This window comes from Streptomyces sp. NPDC090032, assembly GCF_044748025.1.
GTDB lineage: Bacteria > Actinomycetota > Actinomycetes > Streptomycetales > Streptomycetaceae > Streptomyces.
Genome location: NZ_JBIVFF010000015.1, coordinates 200,083 through 221,988 on the forward strand (window position 1 = coordinate 200,083; position 21,906 = coordinate 221,988).

The 21,906-nt window shown below is 70.1% G+C and carries 17 protein-coding genes and 2 pseudogenes; 13 read left to right on the forward strand and 6 right to left on the reverse strand.

Features of this window, described 5'->3' with window-relative positions; translation table 11 throughout:
• Positions 1–89: 89 nt before the first annotated feature.
• The 3 genes from ACIPWY_RS32980 (at position 90) to ACIPWY_RS32990 (ending at position 4,194) form a co-directional block, all read left to right on the forward strand.
• Positions 90–1,025, forward strand: a complete 936-nt coding sequence (locus ACIPWY_RS32980) for a TauD/TfdA family dioxygenase (protein WP_362907270.1) — start codon at positions 90–92, stop codon at positions 1,023–1,025.
• Positions 1,026–1,129: 104 nt separating this feature from the next.
• The gene (locus ACIPWY_RS32985; RefSeq protein WP_393702076.1) at positions 1,130–2,434 is read left to right on the forward strand and encodes an MFS transporter; all 1,305 of its coding nucleotides are present in this window, start codon (positions 1,130–1,132) and stop codon (positions 2,432–2,434) included.
• Between the two features lie 47 nt (positions 2,435–2,481).
• Positions 2,482–4,194 carry an aldehyde dehydrogenase family protein gene (locus ACIPWY_RS32990; protein ID WP_393702074.1) on the forward strand — a complete coding sequence of 571 codons (1,713 nt, stop codon included), beginning with the start codon at positions 2,482–2,484 and terminating at the stop codon, positions 4,192–4,194.
• Positions 4,195–4,699: 505 nt separating this feature from the next.
• On the opposite strand, the gene ACIPWY_RS32995 is transcribed toward ACIPWY_RS32990, so the two are convergent.
• Together ACIPWY_RS32995 and ACIPWY_RS33000 are read right to left on the reverse strand one after the other, a co-directional pair.
• Positions 4,700–6,199, reverse strand: coding sequence for an APC family permease (locus tag ACIPWY_RS32995; RefSeq protein WP_393702072.1), 1,500 nt, complete (start codon positions 6,197–6,199; stop codon positions 4,700–4,702).
• Positions 6,200–6,251: 52 nt separating this feature from the next.
• Positions 6,252–7,418, reverse strand: a complete 1,167-nt coding sequence (locus tag ACIPWY_RS33000) for an aminotransferase class V-fold PLP-dependent enzyme (RefSeq protein ID WP_393702070.1) — start codon at positions 7,416–7,418, stop codon at positions 6,252–6,254.
• A gap of 201 nt (positions 7,419–7,619) precedes the next feature.
• On the opposite strand from ACIPWY_RS33000, the gene ACIPWY_RS33005 reads away from it, so the two are divergent.
• Positions 7,620–8,309, forward strand: a complete 690-nt coding sequence (locus ACIPWY_RS33005; RefSeq protein ID WP_362907278.1) for an FCD domain-containing protein — start codon at positions 7,620–7,622, stop codon at positions 8,307–8,309.
• A 41-nt stretch (positions 8,310–8,350) separates the two neighbouring features.
• Here the strand turns inward: ACIPWY_RS33005 and ACIPWY_RS33010 are convergent.
• Together ACIPWY_RS33010 and ACIPWY_RS33015 are read right to left on the reverse strand one after the other, a co-directional pair.
• Positions 8,351–9,132, reverse strand: a pseudogene (locus ACIPWY_RS33010) (acyl-CoA dehydrogenase family protein); the annotation flags it as partial.
• A gap of 143 nt (positions 9,133–9,275) precedes the next feature.
• Positions 9,276–10,049, reverse strand: coding sequence for a GntR family transcriptional regulator (locus ACIPWY_RS33015; protein ID WP_393702067.1), 774 nt, complete (start codon positions 10,047–10,049; stop codon positions 9,276–9,278).
• Positions 10,050–10,278: 229 nt separating this feature from the next.
• Between ACIPWY_RS33015 and ACIPWY_RS33020 the strand changes: the two genes are divergently transcribed.
• From ACIPWY_RS33020 to manD, 4 genes are all read left to right on the forward strand, one after another.
• On the forward strand, positions 10,279–11,631 hold the full coding sequence (locus ACIPWY_RS33020) for an MFS transporter (RefSeq protein WP_393702065.1): 1,353 nt from the start codon (positions 10,279–10,281) through the stop codon (positions 11,629–11,631).
• A gap of 40 nt (positions 11,632–11,671) precedes the next feature.
• A complete protein-coding gene (locus ACIPWY_RS33025; RefSeq protein ID WP_393702063.1) occupies positions 11,672–12,724 on the forward strand; it encodes an NAD(P)-dependent alcohol dehydrogenase in 1,053 nt (350 codons plus the stop codon).
• A gap of 2 nt (positions 12,725–12,726) precedes the next feature.
• Positions 12,727–14,229, forward strand: coding sequence for a mannitol dehydrogenase family protein (locus ACIPWY_RS33030; RefSeq protein ID WP_393702061.1), 1,503 nt, complete (start codon positions 12,727–12,729; stop codon positions 14,227–14,229).
• Between the two features lie 148 nt (positions 14,230–14,377).
• Positions 14,378–15,592 (forward strand): D-mannonate dehydratase ManD, encoded by a 1,215-nt coding sequence (gene manD / locus ACIPWY_RS33035; RefSeq protein ID WP_393702059.1) that lies wholly within the window; start codon positions 14,378–14,380, stop codon positions 15,590–15,592.
• Between the two features lie 395 nt (positions 15,593–15,987).
• Here the strand turns inward: manD and ACIPWY_RS33040 are convergent, their stop codons facing one another.
• The gene (locus ACIPWY_RS33040; RefSeq protein ID WP_362907290.1) at positions 15,988–16,794 is read right to left on the reverse strand and encodes an alpha/beta hydrolase; all 807 of its coding nucleotides are present in this window, start codon (positions 16,792–16,794) and stop codon (positions 15,988–15,990) included.
• A 320-nt stretch (positions 16,795–17,114) separates the two neighbouring features.
• Between ACIPWY_RS33040 and ACIPWY_RS33045 the strand changes: the two are divergent.
• The 5 genes and pseudogenes from ACIPWY_RS33045 to ACIPWY_RS33065 all read left to right on the forward strand — a co-directional run bounded on the left by ACIPWY_RS33045 (position 17,115) and on the right by ACIPWY_RS33065 (position 20,936).
• Positions 17,115–17,532: pseudogene (locus ACIPWY_RS33045) on the forward strand (hypothetical protein).
• 264 nt (positions 17,533–17,796) lie between these two features.
• On the forward strand, positions 17,797–18,519 hold the full coding sequence (locus ACIPWY_RS33050) for a metal-dependent hydrolase (protein WP_362907294.1): 723 nt from the start codon (positions 17,797–17,799) through the stop codon (positions 18,517–18,519).
• A gap of 29 nt (positions 18,520–18,548) precedes the next feature.
• Positions 18,549–19,094, forward strand: coding sequence for an XRE family transcriptional regulator (locus ACIPWY_RS33055; protein ID WP_362907296.1), 546 nt, complete (start codon positions 18,549–18,551; stop codon positions 19,092–19,094).
• A gap of 109 nt (positions 19,095–19,203) precedes the next feature.
• The gene (locus tag ACIPWY_RS33060; RefSeq protein WP_362907298.1) at positions 19,204–20,274 is read left to right on the forward strand and encodes a low specificity L-threonine aldolase; all 1,071 of its coding nucleotides are present in this window, start codon (positions 19,204–19,206) and stop codon (positions 20,272–20,274) included.
• Positions 20,275–20,483: 209 nt separating this feature from the next.
• A complete protein-coding gene (locus ACIPWY_RS33065; protein WP_362907299.1) occupies positions 20,484–20,936 on the forward strand; it encodes a hypothetical protein in 453 nt (150 codons plus the stop codon).
• 29 nt (positions 20,937–20,965) lie between these two features.
• Here the strand turns inward: ACIPWY_RS33065 and ACIPWY_RS33070 are convergent, their stop codons facing one another.
• Complete coding sequence (locus ACIPWY_RS33070) at positions 20,966–21,790, reverse strand: class I SAM-dependent methyltransferase (protein ID WP_393702056.1); 825 nt, start codon at positions 21,788–21,790, stop codon at positions 20,966–20,968.
• Between the last annotated feature and the right edge of the window lie 116 nt (positions 21,791–21,906).

Below are 21,906 nucleotides of genomic sequence, written 5' to 3' on the forward strand. Positions count from 1 at the left end.
TGAAAACAATCTGCTCAGACCTCTTGCACCGTCGCATCTGAATATCGATACTCGCGGTTACGTAATCAGTGACCCTTGGGAGGACACCCATGCAGGACGTCGCGACGACCCCCGTCGAGAACCCCAAGCCGGTACTGGACAAGCCCCTCATGCACTACGGGCGCCGCACGCTGGACCGGCTCGCGCCGGGTGCCGAACAGTCCACGTACAAGCTGCTCGACATCGAGCCGCTCACCCCGCATCTCGGCGCCGTACTCGGCGGGGTCGACCTGACCCGGCCGTTGAGCGAAGAACTCGCCGAGGAGCTGCGGCAGGCGCTGCTCGAATGGAAGGTGATCTTCTTCCGCGGGCAGACCGGCTTCACCGCGGAGCACCAGCTCGCGCTGTCCGGCATCTGGGGACCGCCGGAGCCCAACCCGTTCTTCGCCAGGACCGACACCGTCGGCATCTCGCGGCTCGCCAAGGACGCCAAGGCCGCCGGCAACAAGAACATCTGGCACAGCGACCACTCGTTCATGGCCAACCCGTCGCTCGGCGCGGTGCTGCGCGCCGTCGAGGTGCCCGCCTCGGGCGGCGACACCATGTGGGCCGACATGGCCGCCGCGTACGACAACCTGCCCGACGACCTCAAAGAGCGCATCGAGAACCTCACCGCGGTCCACGACTGGGAGGCCAGCTGGGGTGCGCTGATGAACGACGAGCAGAAGGCCGCCTTCCGCAAGAGCTGGCCGCAGGTCGAGCACCCGGTCGTCGTCCGCCACCCCCGCAGCGGCCGCAAGACCCTCTACGTCAACGAGCCCTTCACCCGCTCCATCAAGGCCCTGTCCGACGCGGAGAGCCGCGAGCTGCTCGACATCCTCGTACTGCAGGCGCGCATCCCCGAGTTCCAGATCCGCTTCCGCTGGGAGCCCGACTCGATCGCCGTCTGGGACAACATCGCCGTCCAGCACTACGCCGTCAACGACTACTTCCCGCAGCGCCGCGTCATGGAGCGCATCGCCATCACCGGGACCCCGCTGTCCTGACCCGCGGCCGGCCCGGTCCGCACCGTCCGTTGCCCACGGTGCGGGCCGCGCCTTCCGAGCTCTCCTCCGACCCTCCCGAGCCACCCACCACCTACGGAGCACCCATGACCGCGGCACCGACCGTGCCTCAGCATCCCGCTGGGTCCACCGTGGCCACCGGCAGCAGCAGTGTCCGCGCCTGGACTGTGACCGCGCTGCTCGTGGTCTTCATGATGGTCAACTTCGCGGACAAGTCCGTCCTGGGCCTTGCCGCCGACGAGATCCGTGCCGATCTGCACCTGAGCGCCACCCGGTTCGGGCTCGCCAACAGCGCGTTCTTCCTGCTCTTCTCGGTGGCCGCCGTCGTCGTCGGTCTCGCCGCCGACCGGATGTCGCCGAAGGCGCTGCTGCTGATGATGGCCGTCCTGTGGTCCGTGGCGCAGGTGCCCGCGGCGATCGGCGGCGGACTCGCCGTGCTGGTCGTCTCGCGGGTCTTCCTCGGGGCGGCGGAAGGCCCGGCGTTCCCCGTCGCCCAGCAGGCCGCGCTGGCCTGGTTCCCCAACCAACGGCGCAACCTGCCCGGCGCCCTGATCACGCTCGGAGTCACGCTGGGAGTGATCGTGTCCGCGCCCGGACTGTCGTGGGTGGTCCAGCACCATGGCTGGCGGGCCGCGCTGTGGGTGCTCGCGGCAACGGGGCTGGTGTGGGCCGCGGCCTGGGGCGTTTTCGGCGCCGACGGCCGGCACCGCACCGCCGCACCCGAAGGCGCCGCCACCGCGTCGGTGGAGGCGCGGAGTGTCCCCTCGTACCGAAGGATCTTTGCCAGCCGCACCTGGATCGGCGCCACCCTCGCCTACTTCACCAGCTACTGGTCCGTGGCGCTGATGCTGGTGTGGCTGCCGTCGTACCTGCGCAACGGTCTCGGATACTCGGCCGACCAGGCCGGCACCGTCGTCGTCGCTCCCTGGACGATCGGGGCCGTCGTGCTGCTGGCCCAGGCCGGGATCACCGGCCGCCTGATGCGACGCGGCGTCAGCAGCCGACGCGCCCGCGGCTGGGTGGGCGGCTGGCTGCTCGCGGCCGGTGCCGCCTGCTGTCTGACCCTGCCGCTCGTCGACGGCTCGACGGCCAAGACCGTCCTCATCGCTCTCGGCTTCGGCCTCGGCGGCTCGTACGCCACGATCGCCGCCACCACCATTGCCGAGGTCGCCCCGCCGGCCAGGAGCGGAGGCGCGCTCGGCACGATGAACGCGGTGGTGACAGCGGCCGGTCTCGCCGCCCCCGCCGTCGTCGGCGCCATGGTCGACGCCCAGGGCAACAGCGGCTACCAGAACGCAGTCCTGCTCTCCGGCGCCCTCCTGGCCGTTGGCGCCGCCGCGTCCTTCCTGCTCATCGACCCTGCCCGGGACATCGCCCGGCTGAGCCGCTGACCGATTCGTCTCTTCCCGATTTGTCTTACGCCTACTGGAGTTGAACCATGAGTGTTGCCCCCGCGCTCGACACAGCCCCCCTCGACAGCGCCGTCGGCGACCTGCGCGACAACGCAGCCTCCTGGTCCGCGACACCCTTGGCGGAACGCGTCGCACTGCTGGAACGGATGCTCCCGCGCATCGCCGACGCCGCGTCCGCCATGGTGGCCGACGCCGCCGCTGCCAAGGGCTATGCCGCCACGTCGGCCTGGGCCGCCGAGGACTGGGCCAGCGCGCCCTGGGCCCTGGCCCAGACCGTGAGCGCGTACCTGCATGTGCTGCGGCGGATGGCCGCCGGACGCGATCCGCTCGACGCCAAGGCCGTCCGTCACCGCGACGGCCGCACCGTCGTGGACGTCTTCCCCGCCACCGCGACCGACCGCCTGCTGCTCAACGGATTCACGGCACAGGTGTGGACACGGCCTGGTACGACCCGTGAGCAGGTCCTGAAGCGGGCGGCCGGGGAGTACCGGGGCCGGCCGGGTGACCCGGCCGTCGCGCTCGTGCTCGGCGCCGGGAACGTCCCGGCCATCACACCGCTCGACGTCCTGCACAAGCTGTACGCGGAGGGCCAGGTCGTCATAGCCAAGATGAACCCGGTCAACGCCTACCTCCGGCCGCACTTCGAGGAGGTGTTCACCGAGTTCGTCGACCGAGGCTGGGTCCGCTTCGTCGACGGCGGCAACGTGGAGGGCGCGTATCTCACCACGCACGAAGGCGTCGACAGCATCCACGTCACGGGCAGTGACCGCACCCATGACGCCATCGTGTGGGGCACGGGCGAGAAGGCCGAGGAGCGCCGCCGCGCGGACACACCGGTCAACGACAAGCCGTTCACCAGCGAGTTGGGCGGGGTCAGCCCCTGCATCGTGACGCCGGGGCCCTGGAGTGCGGCGGACTTCCGCTTCCAGGCCGAGCACATCGTCACCAGCAAGATGAACAACTCCGGCCACAACTGCGTCGCCAGCCAGATCCTGCTCGTGCCCCGCCACTGGGACGGCACCGAAGTCCTGCTCGCCGAGATCCGCCACGTACTGCGCGCATTGCCGCCGCGCACCGACTACTACCCCGGCGCGGGCGAACGCCTCGACGCCGTCACACAGCACCACCCCGCCGTCGAGATCCACGGCGACGACGCGTGCCGTCTCCTCGTGCCGGACATCACCGACGCCGACGACCCGATGCTCACCGTAGAGGTCTTCGCCAGCGCCCTGGGCGTGGTGCGCCTTCCGGGCGACGACGCGCCCCAATTCCTGCGCGCCGCAACCGAGTTCGCCAACGACAAGCTGCCCGGCACGCTCGGCGCCACGCTCCTCGTCCACCCCAGGACCGAACGATCCCACCGCCAGGCCGTCGGCGACGCCGTCGCCGCCCTGCGCTACGGCACGCTCGGCGTGAACTGCTGGTCGGCCTTCGGGTTCCTCCTGGGATACACGCCCTGGGGCGCGTTCCCCGGTCACACCCGCCAGGACATCGGCAGCGGCATCGGCTTCGTGCACAACGCGTTCATGCTGGAGGACGTCGAGAAGACCGTCCTGCGGGCACCGTTCGCACCCTCGCCGCGCGGCCTGTTCACCGGTTCACCTTCCCTGTCGCCCAGGCCGCCGTACTACGTCACCAACCGCACCGGCAACATGACGATGGAGCGCCTCACGGAGTACACGACGGATCCGAAGCTGCGCCGGCTGCCCGGCATCTTCGTCTCGGCACTGCGGGGCTGATCCGCGAACCGGGCCGGGTTCCTCAGGAGCTGAGGATCCGTGCCGGCGTGATCATGCCGCCCGCGATGGCGGCGGGAGTCGCCTGCGCGGTGGAGGCGTCGAAACTCAATCCGGCCTCGGGAAGGTGCCGCTCCCACCGGGGGACCACTCACCCCAGCAAGGCACCGAGGAGCACCAGGAGAACTGCGGCGGCACGGCTTCAGGTGCTCCGGGCGCGGCAGGACCCTCTGTTGCGCCTCGGCGTCCGGGCGCGAGAGGTGGACGTCGTCACGGCCGGCGAGATCGCCGCGAGGCTTGTCCGTGGCGCCGGGGACTGGGGCGCGGGACGTTCATCGGTCTCCGTCTCGGCGGCTCGTCATACCCGGGAAAGGCATCCATCGTGCAACCGATTCCCGGGCCCGGCGAGCTGTGCGGTTCGCCGAGCACCGGCAGACCGGATGCCGACCGTCTCAGGACATGGGGTGGCCTGGTTCCCGCAGGCCGGCGAGGTGCCCGGTCGGGCCTCTCACAAGCGACCGGACGGTACCGGTTCCGCGTCGGGTGACTCGGCGGTCAGTTCGCCCGTGGCGACGCGGCTGTTGCGGCGCCCCCACAGCGCGTAGATCACCAGACCGACCGCCATCCACACGAGGAAGCGGACCCAGGTGATCAGCGGCAGGCTGCCGACCAGGAGCAGGCACAGGAGCAGTGCCACCACAGGCACGAACGGTACCCACGGTGTACGGAAGCCGCGGGGCAGGTCGGGGCGGGTGCGGCGCAGGTACATCACGCCGACGCAGACGACGACGAATGAGGTCAGCATGCCGATGTTGCCGAGTTCGGCGAGGTCCTGGATCGGCAGGACGGCCGTCATGAACGCCACCGCGAGGCCCAGTGTCCAGGTGATCCGACGAGGACTGCGCGTGACGGGGTGGACGTGGGAGAACCACTCGGGCAGCAGGCGGTCGCGGCTCATGGCGAGGAAGACGCGGCTCTGTCCGAGCAGCATGATCATGACGACGGTGGTGAGCCCGCAGATCGCGCCGAGGCCGACGATCCGTACGGCCCAGTCCGAGCCGACGGCGGCCAGCGCGCCGGTCACGGGCGCCGCGGTGTCCAGTTGTGTGTACGGACGCATTCCGGTGATGACGAGTGACACGCCGACGTAGAGAACGGCGCAGGCGACGACGGTCGCCATCAGGGCGATGGGGAGCGTGCGTTGGGGGCGCTTGGCCTCCTCGGCGTTGCTGGCCATGATGTCGAAGCCGGAGAACGCGCCGAAGACGATGGCGCCGCCCGTGAGGATGCCCGCGAGGCCGAAGGTGGCGTTGGTGCTGATGCCCGCCCAGCCCAGCAGCGGCTGCTGCCACACGTCGCCGTCGCCGCCCGGCGGACGAGAATCCGGGATGAACGGGGTCCAGTTGGCAGGGTCGATGTGGAAGACGCCGACGCACAGGAAGAGGACGATGGCCGCGAGTTTCACCAGCGTCATGACCGTGTTGATGCGTGCGGTCGTACGGACGCCCGCGGCCAGGACAGCCGTCAGCACGAGGATGACCAGCACGGCGGGCACATTCACCACGGCGTCCGGTCCCGCGATGGCGGAGGGCAGGTGCAGGCCGAACGTGGCGAGGAAGTCGACCACGTACTGCGACCAGCCGCTGGCCACGGCCCCCGCGCCCATCGTCATGTCGAGGATCAGGTCCCAGCCGATGAGCCACGCCGCCAGTTCGCCGAGCGAGACGTACGCGAAGGTGTACGCGCTGCCCGCGACCGGCACCGTCGACGCGAACTCCATGTAGCACAGGGCCACCAGGCCCGAGGCGAGCGCACCGAGCGCGAAAGAGATCGCGATGGCCGGGCCCGCGTAATTCGCCGCTGCCGTGCCGGTGAGGACGAAGATGCCGCCACCGATCGTGACGCCGATGCCCATCATCGTGAGCTGGAGCGGCCCGAGCGAGCGGGCGAGCCGGGTCGTGGGGCGTTCGGCGTCCCGCAGGGTCGCCTCGATGGATTTGGTGCGCACGCTTACTGCCCTTTCTGGGAGCGGTGGATGGCAGGCCGTCGAACCGTGCCCGCTACCCGGCCGCCTCGGCCAGGGCCGCGGGAAGGTGCTCGGCCAGGTGCGCGTAGTCGGCTCGGTCGTTGTAAAGGTGCGCGGACAGCCTCAGGTAGCCGCGCCCGTGCCAGGTGGTCACGGCCGTCTCGCAGCCGATCGCGACGGAGAGATGGTGTTGCAGGGCATGTGCGGCCGCCTGGTCGGTGGCCGTGCCGTCCGGCAGCGGTACCAGGCGCATCGCCGGGGCCTCGCTGCCGCCGACCGCGTCGGTGTCCGTGCCGAGTGCGTCGGCGAGCATCCGCTGTGCCTCGCCCGCCAGTTCGGTGATGCGACCCCGAGCGGCCTCCCAGCCGAACTGCTTCTCCACGAAGTCCAGGGAGCGCGGCGCCGCGAGCCACGGTGTGAGGTCCACCGTGCCCTGCTGGTCGAAACGGAGCGGGAACGGGTCGGGTGCGCCCCATGAGTCGGTCAGTGGGTACAGCTCCTGCGCCCGGTCTCCGCGTGCCACCAGGGCGGCCGTACCCCGCGGTGTGCAGGGCCACTTGTGCAGGTTGCCGACCCAGAAGTCGGCATCGCCGGCCTGTGCGAGAGGGTCGGCGAGCATGCCCGGCGCGTGGGCGCCGTCGACGAGGACGAGCGCGCCGGCCGCATGGGCGTGCCGGGTGATGTCGGCCACGGGGAAGAGGCGGGCCGTCGCCGAGGTGACCTGGTCGACGACGACGAGCGAGGTGGGGGCCCGCGGATCGGTGAGGGCCTCGGCGAATCGGGCGGTGACCTGCTCGGGCGTCGCGTCGAGCGGCACGTGGACCGTCCGTACGCGTGCCCCCGCACGTGCGGCGGCGCGGGCCACGCCCATGGCTACGGCACCGTAGGCGTGGTCGGTGATCACCACCTCGCTGCCGCGCGGGAGCGCGAGCGAGGCGAGGACAGTGCTGACCCCGGCGCTCGCGTTCGGTACGAGGGCGAGGGTCTGCGCGGAGGTGCGCAGGTAGCCGGCGATCTCGGTGCGGGCGTGCGTCACCCGCTCGGGGAGCCCGCGGAACCAGCGGTCCGGATTGGTCTCCATCTCGGCGCGCAGGGCGTGCAGCTCCTCGATGACAGTGCGCGGCACGGCACCGAACGAGCCGTGGTTGAGGTGGCGTACGTCCGGGTCGAGTGCCCAGTGGTCCAGGGGGTGCGAAGGCATATCAGCTCTCTGAGTCATCCGATGACTATCGCTCTCCCGGAGGACCGTAGGCGGTAACCTTCCCGATGAACAGGGGTGCGAAGAGAATCTTCACCTCCAGCCGCAAGCCCAGTCATTAGATGACTCGGGGGCGGCCGCGCCATGACATCGTTGCGGACACGTCGGCGGGGACGTCCCGCGGCAACCGGAGGGGGTACGAGGATGGCGGCCACCGAGACCGCGGCTGCGGGCCTGCGCGCAATGATCGCGAGCGGCGAGCTGGGGCCGGGCAGCAGGCTCCCGCCCGAACCCGACCTGTGCGCCCGCCTCGGCGTCTCCCGCGGTTCACTGCGCGAGGCGGTCCGGTCGCTCGCGGCCCTCGGCATGCTGGAGTCCCGGCACGGCGCGGGCACGTTCGTCTCCGCACTCAACCCGGCGCACATGCTGGCCGGTTTCAGTGCGACCGTCGACGTCCTCCCGCTGGACGGTCTCCTCGAACTCTTCGACGTGCGCCGCGCCATCGAGTCACACGCCGCCGCGCTCGCCGCGGCGCGCGCGGACGAGACGGTCGTGGCGCACCTGCGCGACCTGCAGGAGCGCCTGTCCCGCGAGCAGGACCAGGAGCAACTCCACTTGCTGGACCACGAGTTCCACGCCACGGTCTGCGCGGCCGCGGGCAACGAGACGCTCGCCGCGCTCGCCGGCCTGTTGCGTGCCCGCGGAGCCCACTACAGCGTCTACGGCACCAGGGAAGCGGCGACCGTGCGTCTGGCCAGCGACCTCGGCCACGAGGCGCTCATCACCGCCCTTGCGGCCGGCGACCCCACGGCCGCGGCGGCCGCGGCCTCCGCCCATCTCTCACAGACCGAGGCGTGGCTGCGACGCCTGAGACCGTCACCGGACCCGGGGTGACCCGTCGCGGGGTACCGAAACGTCGCTGCCGACCGGAGCCGTCACAGGCCCAGTGACTTCGACACGACGCTCTTCATGACGTCGCTGGTGCCGCCGAAGATGCGGGACACCCGTGCGTCGACGTAGAGGCGAGAGATGGCGTTCTCGCGCATGTAGCCGTATCCGCCGTGGAGTTGGAGGCACCGGTCGATCAGGCGGTTCTGCATCTCGGTGCAGAACAGCTTGGTCTCGGCCGCATCGGCGGCGGTGAGGGTGCCCTCGTCGAGGGCACCCAGGGCTCGGTCGACGAGGGCCTGCCCCGCTTCGATCTCGGTGGCGCACCCGGCCAGCACGAACTTCGTGTTCTGGAAGTCGGCGACGGGCGGCCGAACACCTTGCGCTCCTTGACGTAGTCGACGGCCGGCGACACCGCCGCGGTCTCTGTCGCCTGGGCGTTGACGGCGATGGTGAGGCGTTCCTGCGGAAGGTTCGCGGTGAGCATCGCGAAGGCGTCCCCCTCCGCGCCGAGCAGGTGGGCGGCGGGCACCTGCACATCGTCGAACATCAACTCCGCGGTGTCCTGCGCCTTGAGCCCCATCTTGTCGAGCTTGCGGCCACGGCTGAACCCGTACATGCCGGACTCCACGGCGAGCAGCGAGAGTCCGGACCGCCGGTTCCCGGGATCGGCCGCCGAGGTGCGGGCGACGACGATGACGAGGTCGGCATTGATGCCTCCGGTGATGAACGTCTTGGCGCCTGTGAGTACGCAGTGGTCGCCGACGCGTACGGCCTTGGTGGTGACGCCCGCGAGGTCGGACCCGGTGCCGGGTTCCGTCATGGCGATGCACTGTCCTGAGGTGGCGCGTCCGACCTCCGGGATCAGCCATGCGAGCCATGCGTGCTCGACGCGGGCGCCGGCGAGGCCGGCGTGTCGGCCGGACCTTGGCGTCGGCGGTACCGGTGCCGCCGACGCCAAGGTCCTCGCCGTCAGGCCCGCAGCCCCGGATGGACCCGGGGGCGGGCGGGCACCGTCTCGTCGTACGGCTCGGTGAAGAGCTCCGGGCGGTCCGCCTGGATGGTCCCGATGTCGTCGAAGACTCCCTGAAGGTGTCCGCGTAGCGCCGTCTCAGCGCTCGCGGCGTCGCGCCGCTCCAGCGCGTCGACCACCGCCGTGTGCTCCGCGATGAGGTCCTCGATGCGGTGGGGCAGTGGCAGGCTCAGTCTGCGGGCGCGGTCGAGGTGGGCCTTGGCAGTGGTGACCGTGCGCCACAGCGTGCGGTGGCCGCTGGACTCCATCAGGCGGCGGTGGAACGCCTCGTCCTGCTCGAAGAAGGAGTCCGCATCCGCCGCCGCCAGCGCCGAGCGCTGTGCGTCGAGAATCGCCCGCAGCGCCACGATGTCCTCGGCCCTCGCGTGCTCGACCGCCTTGCGCAGCGCGGCAAGTTCGAGGGCCTCGCGCATGAACTGGGCCTCAAGGACGGCGTCGACGCTGATCCGGGAGACGAACGTGCCGAGCTTGGGGAAGACGTCGACCAGGGCCTCCTCGCCGAGCAGGATCAGCGCCTCGCGCACCGGGGTGCGGCTGACGTCGAGCTCGGCGGCGAGCTCGTTCTCGGACAGCGGCGCTCCGGGCGGCAGCTCCAGGGACGTGATCCGGGACCGCAGCAGCGCGTGCACGCGGGTGCGGACCGACTCCTTGGGTGCGGGCGCCGCGGGGGCGTGCCGCGGGGTCGGTCTCGTGTGTCGTTGCGGGGCTGCCATGACGTCACCTTCTCACCTTCAGCTGCGGAGATTCTTACATACAAGGCTTGTATGTAAGCCGGTGAGAGGGTAGAAAATGTCGCGGGAAGCGAGCACCAACGCATCCCTCCGGTCTCGCGAGCCGCCATCCGCCCAGCCGCACCCCACGCATCCCGTCCCCGCACGAAGGAGCCGCCGTGCACGAAGTTCACGACGCCTCCGACCGGCCAAAGACGACCGGAGGACCCCGATGACGACGCACTCCGTCACCGAAACCGAGGCTGCGCAGGCCTCACCAGGCGCCGCTCACGCCCGCCCCCGTGGCCGGGGCAAGAACGTCCGATGGGGCATCGCCGTGCTCTGCTTCGGCGGCCTCGCAGTCAACTACCTGGACCGCTCCACACTCAGCGTGGCGCTGCCCACGATGTCGAAGGACCTGCACATAGGCCCCGAGACCCAGGGCTTCATCCTCAGCGCGTTCTTCATCACATACGCCCTGTGCCAACTGCCCGCCGGAGCGCTGCTCGACAAGTTCGGCGTCAAAAAGGTCTTCATGATCGGTGCCATCTGGTGGTCCCTCGCCACCGTCGGCATGGGCCTGGTGCGCGGCGTCGGCAGCCTCGTCGGAGCGCGCCTGGTCCTCGGCGCCGGCGAAGCCGCCGGCTATCCTGCACCCGCCAAAGCGGTCTCCCGCTGGTTCCCGCGCCACGAGCGGACCCTCGCCAACAGGGTCTGGGACAACGGCGCCCGCGTCGGCACCGCCATCGCGCTGCCGCTCGTCACGATGCTGGTCTCCGCCTTCCACTGGCGCGTCGCCTTCATCGCCTGCGGTCTGCTCGGCTTCCTGTGGATCATCGGCTGGTGGCGGCTGTACCACGAGCCCGCCGACCACCCGAAGCTGACCGCGCAGGAGCGCGCCTACATAGAGGCGGGCGGCGCACGTGTCGAAGAGACCCCCGCGCAGGGCGATGAAGGCCCCGAGGTGCGCTGGCGTGACCTGTTCCGGTACCGGACGGTCTGGGGCATGATGCTCGGCTTCTTCTGCCTCAACTACGTCGTCTACTTCTTCATCACCTGGTTCCCCAGCTACCTCGTGGACGAGCGCGGCTTCGACCTGCTCAAGCTCGGCTTCTTCGGTACGGTCCCGGGCCTGGTCGCCATCGTCGGATCGCTGCTCGGCGGCTTCACGGCCGACCGGCTCCTGCGCAAGGGCTGGTCCACCACCAAGGTCCGCAAGACCTGCCTGGTCTCCGGCACCCTGTGCTCGTCCGTCATCGCGCTCACGGTGGTCGTCCCGACCGCGTCGGGCGCCCTCGCGCTGCTCTCCCTCAGCTACGCGTCGCTGACCTTCTCCACCGCGTCCGTCGCCTCGCTGCCCGCCGACGTCGCGCCCACCGCCGGACACGTCGCCTCCCTCGCCGGCATTCAGAACTTCGCCTCGAACGTGGCTGGCGCCCTCGGCCCGATCGTCACAGGCTTCCTGCTCGCGTCGTTCGGCGGCTCGTACCTCGTGCCGCTGCTCGTCTCCGGCGCACTCTCCATCGTGGGCGCCCTGACCTACGCGTTCGTGATCAAGCGCGTCGAACCGTTGCCGGCCCGCTAGACCGGCCGCCCACCCCTCGTACGACAGAAAGGGCCGCCCCGTGGCCAAGATCACGCATCGCGCCGCCGTCCTGCACGGGCCCAAGGACCTGCGCATCGAAGACCGGCCGCTGCCCGAGCCTGTGGAGGGTGAGGTCCTCATCGCCGTGCGCGCCGTGGGACTGTGCGGTTCCGACCTGCACTACTACGCCCACGGTGAGAACGGCCCCAACGTACTTCGGCAGCCGACTGTGCTCGGCCACGAACCGGCGGGACTCGTCGTCGGCCACGGCGCCGACGACCTGCCGCACGGCACACCCGTCGCCATCGAGCCCGCCCACCCGTGCGGCCGTTGCACCCTGTGCCGCGCCGGGCGCTACAACCTCTGCCCCCAAGGCACCTGCTTCGGCTCCCCGCCCACCGACGGAGCGCTCACCGAGTACCTGTGCGTCCCGCGGGACTTCGTACACCCGCTACCCCAGACCATGGACGTACGGCTCGGCGCACTCGTCGAACCGCTCGCCGTGGCCGTGCACGCCGTGCGACGCAGCGGTCTCGAACCGGGCGCGCGGGTCCTCGTCACCGGGGCCGGCCCGATCGGCGTACTGGTCGCGCAGGTCGCGGCCGCCACCGGAGCCGGATCCGTGACCGTGTCCGATGTGGCCGCCGCCCGGCGGGAGATCGCCGCGCGGTACGGCGCCGCGACCGTGGATGCCGCCGACCTCACCCCCGACCCGGAACGGGCACACGCTCCCGCCGACCCGGACGGATACGACATCGTCCTGGACTGCTCCGGCGTCGGACCCGCCCTGGTGTCAGGCATCCGTGCCCTGCGCCCAGGCGGCACCGCCGTCGTCGTGGGCAACCCGAGCCGCCCGCTCACCGACCTTCCCCTGGCCTGGATGCAGCGCCAGGAGCTGTCCTTGGTCACCTCCTTCCGGTACGCCGCCGGGGACTTCCCGGCGGCGATCCGGCTCGCCGCGTCCGGCCGGATCCTGCTGGCCGAACTGGTCACCGCCGCCTTCCCGCTGGAGCGGGCCGCCGAAGCCCTCGACACCGCGCTCACCGACCGCACACAGCTGAAGGTCCTCATCGAGCCGGGCGGGGAGGCCTGACGATGAACACACACACCCTGCCCCGCCTCTCCCGGGCGATCCTCCCCGTCCCCGGTCTCCAACGTCCCCCCAGCACACCCGAACCCGGCATCGTCCACCTCGGCCTCGGCAACTTCCACCGCGCCCACCAGGCCGTCTACACCGCGAACGCGCTGCGCCGCACCGATGGACCCTGGGGCATCACCGGAGTGTCCACGAGCCCCGGCCGGGGACCCCGCCCGGTGCTCACCGGCATGGCGGAACAGGACTGCCTGTACACGGTGCTGACGTTGCACCGCGACCGCGCCGTCGCGGCCACCGTCCCCGGGGTGCACCATGCCCCACTCGCCGCCGACGGACAGGGCGCCGACGTCGTCGCCGCGATCGGCAGCGCCACGACCCGCATCGTCTCCCTCACCGTGACGGAGAAGGGCTACACCTTCGGCGCCGACGGACATCTCGACCTCGACGACCCGCTGGTCCGCGCCGACCTGAAAGGCGGCACACCCCGCACCGCCCTCGGCCTCACCGTGCGCGGACTGCAGCAGCGGCTGCGCACGGGCGCCGTCCCCGTCACCGTCCTGTGCTGCGACAACCTCATGGACAACGGGCGTCAACTGCGCCGACTGCTCGGCGAGTTCATCGCCGCGCTGCCCGCCGCCGAACGGGACGACCTCCAGACGTACCTCGACACAGCCGTGTCCACGCCGAGCACCATGGTCGACCGGATCGCACCCGCCACCACCGACGAACACCGCTCACTGGTCGCCCGTGCGTTCGGCGTCCGCGACGCCGTGCCCGTACCAGCCGAGCCGTACAAACTGTGGGTCCTTCAGGACGACTTCCGCGCCGGACGGCCCGCCTGGGAGGCCGCGGGAGCGGTGTTCACACGCGACGTCGCCCCGTACGAACTGATGAAACTGCGCCTGCTCAACGGCGCGCACTCACTCCTCGCCTACCTGGGCCTGCTGCGCGGTCACCGCTCCATCGACCAGGCCGTCACCGACGACCTGCTCGGCGCAGCCGTCGAGGCGGCCATGCGCGACGAGATCCTGCCGACCGTCACCGCACCGGACGCCATGCCGGGCAAGGCGTACATCGCCGAACTACTTGACCGCTTCGCCAACCCGGCGCTCGGCCACCGCACCGCCCAGGTCGCCTCCGACGGCTCCCTGAAGATCCCGGTCCGCTGGGCGGGCGTCATCGAGGAGTCCCTGGCCGCGGGGCGCGTACCGCGCCTGCTCGCCCTCGGGATCGCCGCTTACGTGCGCGTCGTCACCGGTGGAGCCGACGCCTACGACGAGCAGGCGCTCGGCATCGTCCACGACGCCGCACGTCCCCGCCTCACCGAACTGGCCCGGCGAACACGGGAACCCGGCGAGGCGGCCGGACTGATCCTCACCGAGAGCGGACTGCTGCCCCAACAAGCAGCGCAGCACGAGGCGTTCGCGAGCGCCGTCGCCGAGGCCGCGCGGACGCTTCACACCCACGGAGCAGAAGCCGCACTGCGCTGGGCTCGCACGTGAACCCGGCGCCTGCCGCCGATCCCGTGCGGCGGTAGACACCGTCCGCACTTCTGCCCCCGCACCTTCCGTCCTGCGCTTTGTGCCCGGCTGAATTCTGTCCCGCGAAGCGACCACTTTCCATCCCGTCCTACGAAGAGAACGGCACCCCATGGCCACGATCACCTCCGCCGAGGTCTTTGTCACCTGCCCCGGCCGCAACTACGTCACCCTGAAGATCACCACCTCCGACGGCGTAACCGGCATCGGCGACGCCACCCTCAACGGCCGTGAACTCTCCGTCGCCTCCTACCTGCGTGACCACGTCTGCCCGACCCTCGTCGGCAAGGACCCCGCGCGTATCGAGCACCTGTGGCAGTACCTGTACAAGGGCGCCTACTGGCGGCGCGGACCGGTCACCATGACCGCCATCGCCGCCGTCGACGTCGCCCTGTGGGACATCAAGGGCAAGGTCGCCGGCCTGCCCGTGTACCAGCTGCTCGGCGGTGCGGCTCGGGACGGCGTCACCGTCTACGGGCACGCGAGCGGCAACACGATCCCCGAACTCCTCAACGACGTACGGCGCTTCCTCGACAAGGGCTTCCGCGCGGTACGTGCGCAGGCGGCGGTGCCGGGCCTGGAGCGGGTCTACGGCATGCGCAAGGGTGACGGCGCGACGTACGAGCCGGCCGACGGCAATCTCCCCACCGAGGAGGTCTGGGACACCGGCGCCTACTTGGACTTCGTACCGACGTACATGGCCGCTGTCCGTGAGGAGTTCGGCTTCGGCTTCCAGCTCCTGCACGACGTGCACCACCGGCTCACCCCGATCGAGGCGGGCCGGCTCGGCAAGTCCCTGGAACCGTACCGACTGTTCTGGATCGAGGACCCGACCCCGGCCGAGGACCAGGAGGCGTTCCGCCTGATCCGCCAGCACACCACGACACCGCTCGCGGTCGGCGAGATCTTCAACTCCATCTGGGACTGCCAGTATCTGATCACCAACCGGCTGATCGACTACGTCCGCACCTCCGTCTCCCACGCGGGCGGCATCACCCACCTCCGCAAGATCTTCTCCCTCGCCGAGCTGTACGGGGTGCGCTCCGGCTCGCACGGCGCGGGCGACCTCTCCCCGGCCTCGCTCGCCGCCGCACTCCACGTCGACCTGTCCGTGCCGAACTTCGGGATGCAGGAGTACATGGCCCATCTGCCCGGCTACGAGGAGGTGTTCCACACGTCCTGGACGTTCGAGGACGGCCTCATGCACCCCGGCGACAAGCCCGGTATCGGCGTCGAGTTCGACGAACAGGCCGCCGCGAAGTTCCCGTACGAGCGCAAGTACCTGCCGGTCAACCGACTGCGGGACGGGGCTGTCCACGACTGGTGAGCAGCGGGTCATCCGGTCACCGACCTGAGCGTCACGTTCAGCTGAGGACGACCGGGGGAGTACCCGCCGGCGAGCGCCGGGATCTGCTGCCAGGTCTTGCCTTGGGCAGGCCCACACCGGGATGATCGTCGATCGCGCTCTCGATCAACTTGGGCCTTTTGAACGGCAGTTGTGGAACTCCTTCCCACAGGGCACCGCCGTCAATGTCCGCGACGGCATGCCATCCTCGGCTGTATGCGTGGTACGGGCGCAGGTCATCGAGGCGCTGTTGCTGGGCGCCGGCGCGGAGCCCGCCCCGAGGGCCGCCCGGCACTCCGCCTCACCGGCGCCCGCATCACCGGCAGCCTGGATCTGCCATTCGCCAAGATCGCGCCCAACTCTGCACAGCTGATGCTTCATGCGTGAAGGACGTGGGCCGCCGCGTCCCGGATGGCGTTGGCCAAGAGGTCAGGCGCGGTGAGGTGGGCGATGTGCCCCTGGCCGGGGAGGGTGACGATCCGTGCGTTCGGCAGCGTTGCACCCAGGTCAGCCAGGCGCTCGCGTAGGTGGGCGGGGCTGAGGTCTCCCTCGATGAGAGTGGTCGCCGTTTCGAGCTCGGCGAAGCGGTCAATGTCTGTGCCGAGTGCGTCGATCGCCTCGTTGTCCGCTGTCTGCGCCGTCGCGTAGGCGGCGAGCGCCGCTCGCACATGCTGGTCGGCGAACATCGCGTCGACCGTACTCGCGGGCATCCGGACGATGTCGCGCATATGGATCCGCATCGCCTCGACCGGGTCGCCCGTGTCGAGCGCGGCGCGGGCGCGAACGCCTGCTGCTCCGGCAACCAACTCCCTGGTGGGCATGGGAGGTTCGTACAGAATCAGTCCGGCGAACACCGAGGGTTCGAGCAGTGCGGCCTCCAGGGCGGCGACCGCGCCCGAGGAGTGCCCCACGAGTAGCACGGGGGAGTCGAGGAGCTCCGCGACGGCGACGATGTCGGCCGCTTCGACGGCCATCGAGTGGGGCAGTGCGATGTCTGCTCCGGGAGCGTAGATCCGTCGGTGCATCCTGACGACGCGAAAGTCGCCGGTGAGGCAGCGGGTGACGCTGTCCCACGCTGTAGCGTCTCCTCCGCCCGGGTGGGCTACCAGCAGGTTCGGCCCGGATCCGTCGTCGAGAGCGATGATGGGGTGGTCGTCACCAGATGATGCGAGCAGCTCGGTCATGCGCCCAAGTCTGTACCTGCCGGACGGCATCTCACCGACAGATCGACGACTACTGGTGCTGCTGACCTGGCAGATCCATTCAGATCCATTTCGATTGCACTGCGTTGCCCGACGCTGTAGTGGCGGCGTCCGGAGTTGTCGCGAGGCAGGCTTCGCGCTCGCCGGCCCAGGCGGTGCGGCTCTGGAGTGTTCCCGCTCGCGGGTCGCCTGGGCCGGCTCGTCCGGATCACTGAATCCTTGGTGTGTGTTCATAGGTTGGGCACCTTCGGCGGCTTCTGTGGCCTGGCCTGGATCGTGTGCCAGGGGGAGCTGAGCTGACCGTGGAGAACATCCTGTCCGTTGCCATGGGCGCCGGGATCGGCCTCATAGGGGTCGTGTTCGGCTCTTGGTTCGCTGCGCGCCGACAAGACCGTATGTGGCTTCGCGAGCAGAAACTCAAAGCTGGGGCAGGCTTCACCACTGCCGTGGTTCTGCTGATCGACTACCTCCGGGAAACACAACTGAGTGACGACGGTGCTGGGGGCAACGAGCTGGCGGACCGGGTGCAAGAAGCCCGGTCAGCCCTCTACCTGCTGTGTGCCGACGACACCGTCGAACTCGCCGACGCTCTTGCCCGTCGGGTCTGGAAGTCCCGACCCAGCGAGGGCAGGGATGACCGCAGGGCCGAACACCAGCAGACGGTGGACCTCCTTCGCCGTTTCACGCAATCAGCTCCGGCGAGAGATCGCCGCGACCTAGTCTCAGTCGGATCAGTGGTGGGCACAGAGGAAGATGCCTGCGATGTGGAGTCCGGCCGGGTAGATGGTCGCGGTCTTCGAGTGATCCAGACGAAACTGCCCAGGTGGCGTCCGCCGCGTCGGCTACGCGTTCCCTAGGGGATCCGCGACGACGTCTGCTTCCACGTGGGGCGTGATCGCCTCCCCCTCGATCACGATCACCGGTGTGCGTTCAGTAAAACGAACGCTGGGTTCACTAACTGCAATCGTTCGGTATAGTGAACGCATGGTTCAGTCGATCGAGGCCCTTCGAGTAGGCGCACAGAGCAGCGTCTACCTTGATGACACCTACCTGGAGCAGGTCGATACGCGGGTGATCGCGGTCGGCGAGAGGGACGGGACGCCATGGGCGGCCGTCGAGCACTGCCTGTTCCACCCGCAGGGCGGGGGCCAGCCCGCCGACCGTGCGTGGCTCGAGGGCACGGAGGTCATCCCGGTCCGGGACCGCGAGTCGGGACTGGTTGTGGCGACGGCGCCCGAGAGCGGCAGACTTCCGCCCCTTGTCGAGGGGCAGAAGGTGCGAGCCAGGATCGACCTTCAGACCCGGACGGCTCACGCCGCGTTGCATACGGCTGGACACCTTGTCGAAGCAGTCGGTCGCATGCAGGGGTGGGAGATGGCCGGCAGCAACCACTTCCCGGGTCAGGCACGCATCGAATTCCAGGCGCCCGGAACCGACGCGCGGCTGGCCGATCCGGAAGGCCGGGAGGAGGTGACTGACGTGCTGCGCTCCGCGGTGGCAGCCGCGGTCGCCGATGATCTCCCCGTCTCAGCACGGTTCCTCGCCGACGGGCGGCGCGTCGTGCACCTGGACGCGCTGCACGCTGCGCCGTGCGGGGGCACGCACGTGCGCAGCCTCGGTGACCTGGCCGAAGTGGTGCTGCCGACGTTGAGAGTCAAGAAGGGCCGCATCCGCGTGTCGTACACCGCAACGCATAGGAGTCGTTGATGACGCCCCCGCCGTCCGGTCGCCAGCCCGTGAGCAGTACCGCAGCGGCGGTCGGCGCGAAGATCCGCCTGCGCCGACAGCAGCGCGGCATGAGCGCCGCGGAGATGGCCCGGCGCGCCGGGCTGAGCAAGGCCACGCTTTCGCAACTGGAGGCGGGCAACGGCAATCCGACGATCGACACCCTGGATGCGATCGCGATCGCCCTGCGCATCCCGATCGCCGACCTGTTGGCGCGTGACGCCGACACCGGGCCGGTCTTCCGGCCAGGCACGGACATCGAGCCCGGCGAAGTCTCCCGGGAACTCCTACGCCGCATCAGCAGCGGCAACAGCCTGGAGATCTGGCGGCTGCGCATTCCGCCCGACACGGAGCTGCCCGGGGTCCCGCACGCCACCGGCACGATCGAGCACCTGCTCATCGCCACCGGTCACGTCACCGCCGGCCCCGTCGACGCCCCGCAGGACCTGGGCCCCGGCGACATGCTCGCCTTCGCCGGGGACGCCCCGCACTTCTACCGCACCGCCGCCGAGGAAGTGGACATCACCGTCGTCTTCGCCTCCCCTATCAGCACCTGAGACCTGAGCGCTCGGGAGCCTCGGCGCTTGGGACCGCCGTCCCACATGAGACCGCCGCACCCGTGACCTCAGCACGCGAGACCAAGGAAGAAGGAAGACAGATCCCCTCATGAGCACCACCATCTCCGCCATCGCCGCCACCCCCTCCAGCCGCGCCTTCATCAGCGACAACATGGCCGGAGCGTCACCACAGATAGCCCAGGCCGTCGCCGACGCGGCCACCGGGCAGGTCCTGCCGTACGGCAACGACCCCTTCAGCGACAGCGCTCGCCGCAGGCTCGGCGAGATCTTCGAGCGGGACGTCGATGTCTTCCCGGTCTCCACCGGGTCCGCCGCCAATGGCCTGAGCCTGGCCGCCCTCACCCCGCCGTGGGGCAGCGTGCTCTCTCACCCCGACAGCCACATCAACCACGACGAGTGCGGCGCTCCGGAGTTCTTCACGGGCGGCGCCAAGCTCGTCGGTGTCCCAGGTCCCGACAGCAAGATCGATCCCGAAGCACTACAGGCGGCGGTGCGGCGCAGGGCCGGTGACGTGCACAGCGTGCAGCCGTCCGTGGTGAGCATCAGCCAGGCCACCGAGAGCGGCAGCGTGTACACGCTGCGGGAGATCCGCCGCCTGTCCGCCATCGCCAAGGACGCAGGACTGCGCGTCCACATGGACGGCGCGCGCTTCGCCAACGCCCTGGATCATCTCGGTGCCACCCCGGCCGAGATGACCTGGAAGGCCGGCGTCGACGTCCTGTCCTTCGGCGCCACCAAGAACGGTGCGATGACCGCCGACGCCATCGTCTCCTTCGACCCCGCCCTGGCCACTGAGCTGGCCTTCCGCGCGAAGCGTGCCGGCCAGCTCGCCTCAAAGATGCGTTTCCACACGGCTCAGATCGACGCGTACCTCACTGACGGCCTGTGGCTGCACAACGCCCGCCACGCCAATGCGATGGCCACCCGGCTCGGCGACGGCCTCAAGGCCATCCCCGGCACTGGCCTGCTGGCCACGCCACAGGCCAACATCCTCTTCTGCCGCCTGCCTCAGCAGGTCACCGAAGGACTCCTCGCCGAGGGCTACGCCTTCTACCACGACCGCTGGGAACCGGGAATCGTCCGGTTCGTCACCGCCTTCTCCCACAGTGCCGAAGACATCGACCAGCTCCTCGACGCGGTCCGCCGCCACACCCCCTGACCGACGTCCGGGGGAAACACGGCGTGCGGGGGCTCGCGGGCCGGCACGTGCCGGCCCGCGGCAGGGTTGCTTGGGGCTGGTGAGCTCAGGCGAGACATGGCCGCAGCGCCTTCCAGAGTCTCCAGCCGCCAGGTGGCGCCCGGTTCGGCGTGCATGAGGGTCACGGCTGGGCGCAGCCGTTCGTCGGTCACTTCGTCGAGGAGGTGACCATGTCGTGGGCGCAGGGGGACGGTTGTGGTCGCAGCCCGGACATGCCCAACGGGCGGGAGCCCCATGCCGCCGGCGCCGAGCCGTCCCAGGACCTCGAACGGGCCGATCCGCCTCTGCAGGAGCAGGGCTTCGCCGATTGCATTGAGGGTGGCGATGTGACCGCCAAGGAGCAGGTCGGCACCTTCGTCTTCATCAAGGGGACCGTGCGCTCGCCACGTCGATCTCGTACGGGACCTGATCCGCGGGGCCTCCCTGCACCTCCAGCCAGGCCTGGTTGTTCAGAATGCGACATCGCCCGCCTTGAGGGTGAGCGGCTGATCGATACGGCTGGACGCCAGACGAGCCTGGCCGCGAACGACCGCAAACTTCAGGTGACGGTGCATCAGTCCGCGGTCCGTTGCCGCTCCCGGCATGCTGGACCGGAACATTGCCGCGTGGTGGTCTCAGAGTGAGTGCGGCACCTCGCCCGGTGTCGGGACGCTCATCGCGGGGCTTCGGGTTTCCATCCCCAGGCGGTGAGCATGCCGGCTGACAGCGCGGCGCAGTCGTCGGAGCCCAGGTACCGGACCGCGTCATCGACAGCCGCGTCATCGACCAGACCGGTGGCCAGCATCGCGGTCCTGCTGCGTTCCCAAGTGTCCGCCCAGAAGCGGCTGATGGGGCTCCCCGGAAGCAGCGGCGGCACATGCACCTCGGCGCCGACGGGCACGAGCCCCGCCTCGTGCAGCAGCTGCGGGTACGACGGAACCCAGGAGACATCGGTGCCGATGGTGGCCCGCAGACCCTGCCACATGGCCCGCATCACCACGTCGTACGGGGTGGCGGGCGTCAGGTCGCTCGTCAGGTCGACCGCGTCGCTGAGCACCAACACCCCACCGGGCGCGACAAGTTCGGCCAAGGACGTGATCACGCGGTCGCGCTCCGGCAGGTGCATGAGAACGAAGCGCGCGTGGACGAGCCGGTACTGGCCTGGGGCGAAATCCGTTGCGGTGACGTCGGCTTCCAGCACGTCGAGCCCGGGCACATGCCGAGCGCTGAGGAAACGTACGTCACGGTCCACGGCAAGCACACTGGCCACCCCGGCCTCGTCCAGCAGCCGGCGGGACACCGTGCCCGTGCCGGCGCCCACGTCGAGGCAGCGCCACTCCGGGCCGGCCCCGAGTGCCCGCAGCCGCGTCATGGTGATGTCGTCGTAGGCGAGGGCGCCGAAGTCGATGCGCTCGCCCTCGCCCGCCTGCTCGGGACGGAAGACGGCCTCGCCGTACCGACCCCCGCCCGGCACGTCCCCGCGCGGAGCGGCGCTCACGTCGCGGCCGTGGGGGAGGCGCCGGGGGTCTCGTCCTCGATGAGTTCCGGTGCCCGGTCGGCGAAGGAGCGGAACAGCGGGTCGTCGAACGGTTTCATGGCCTGACCTCTTCGTCG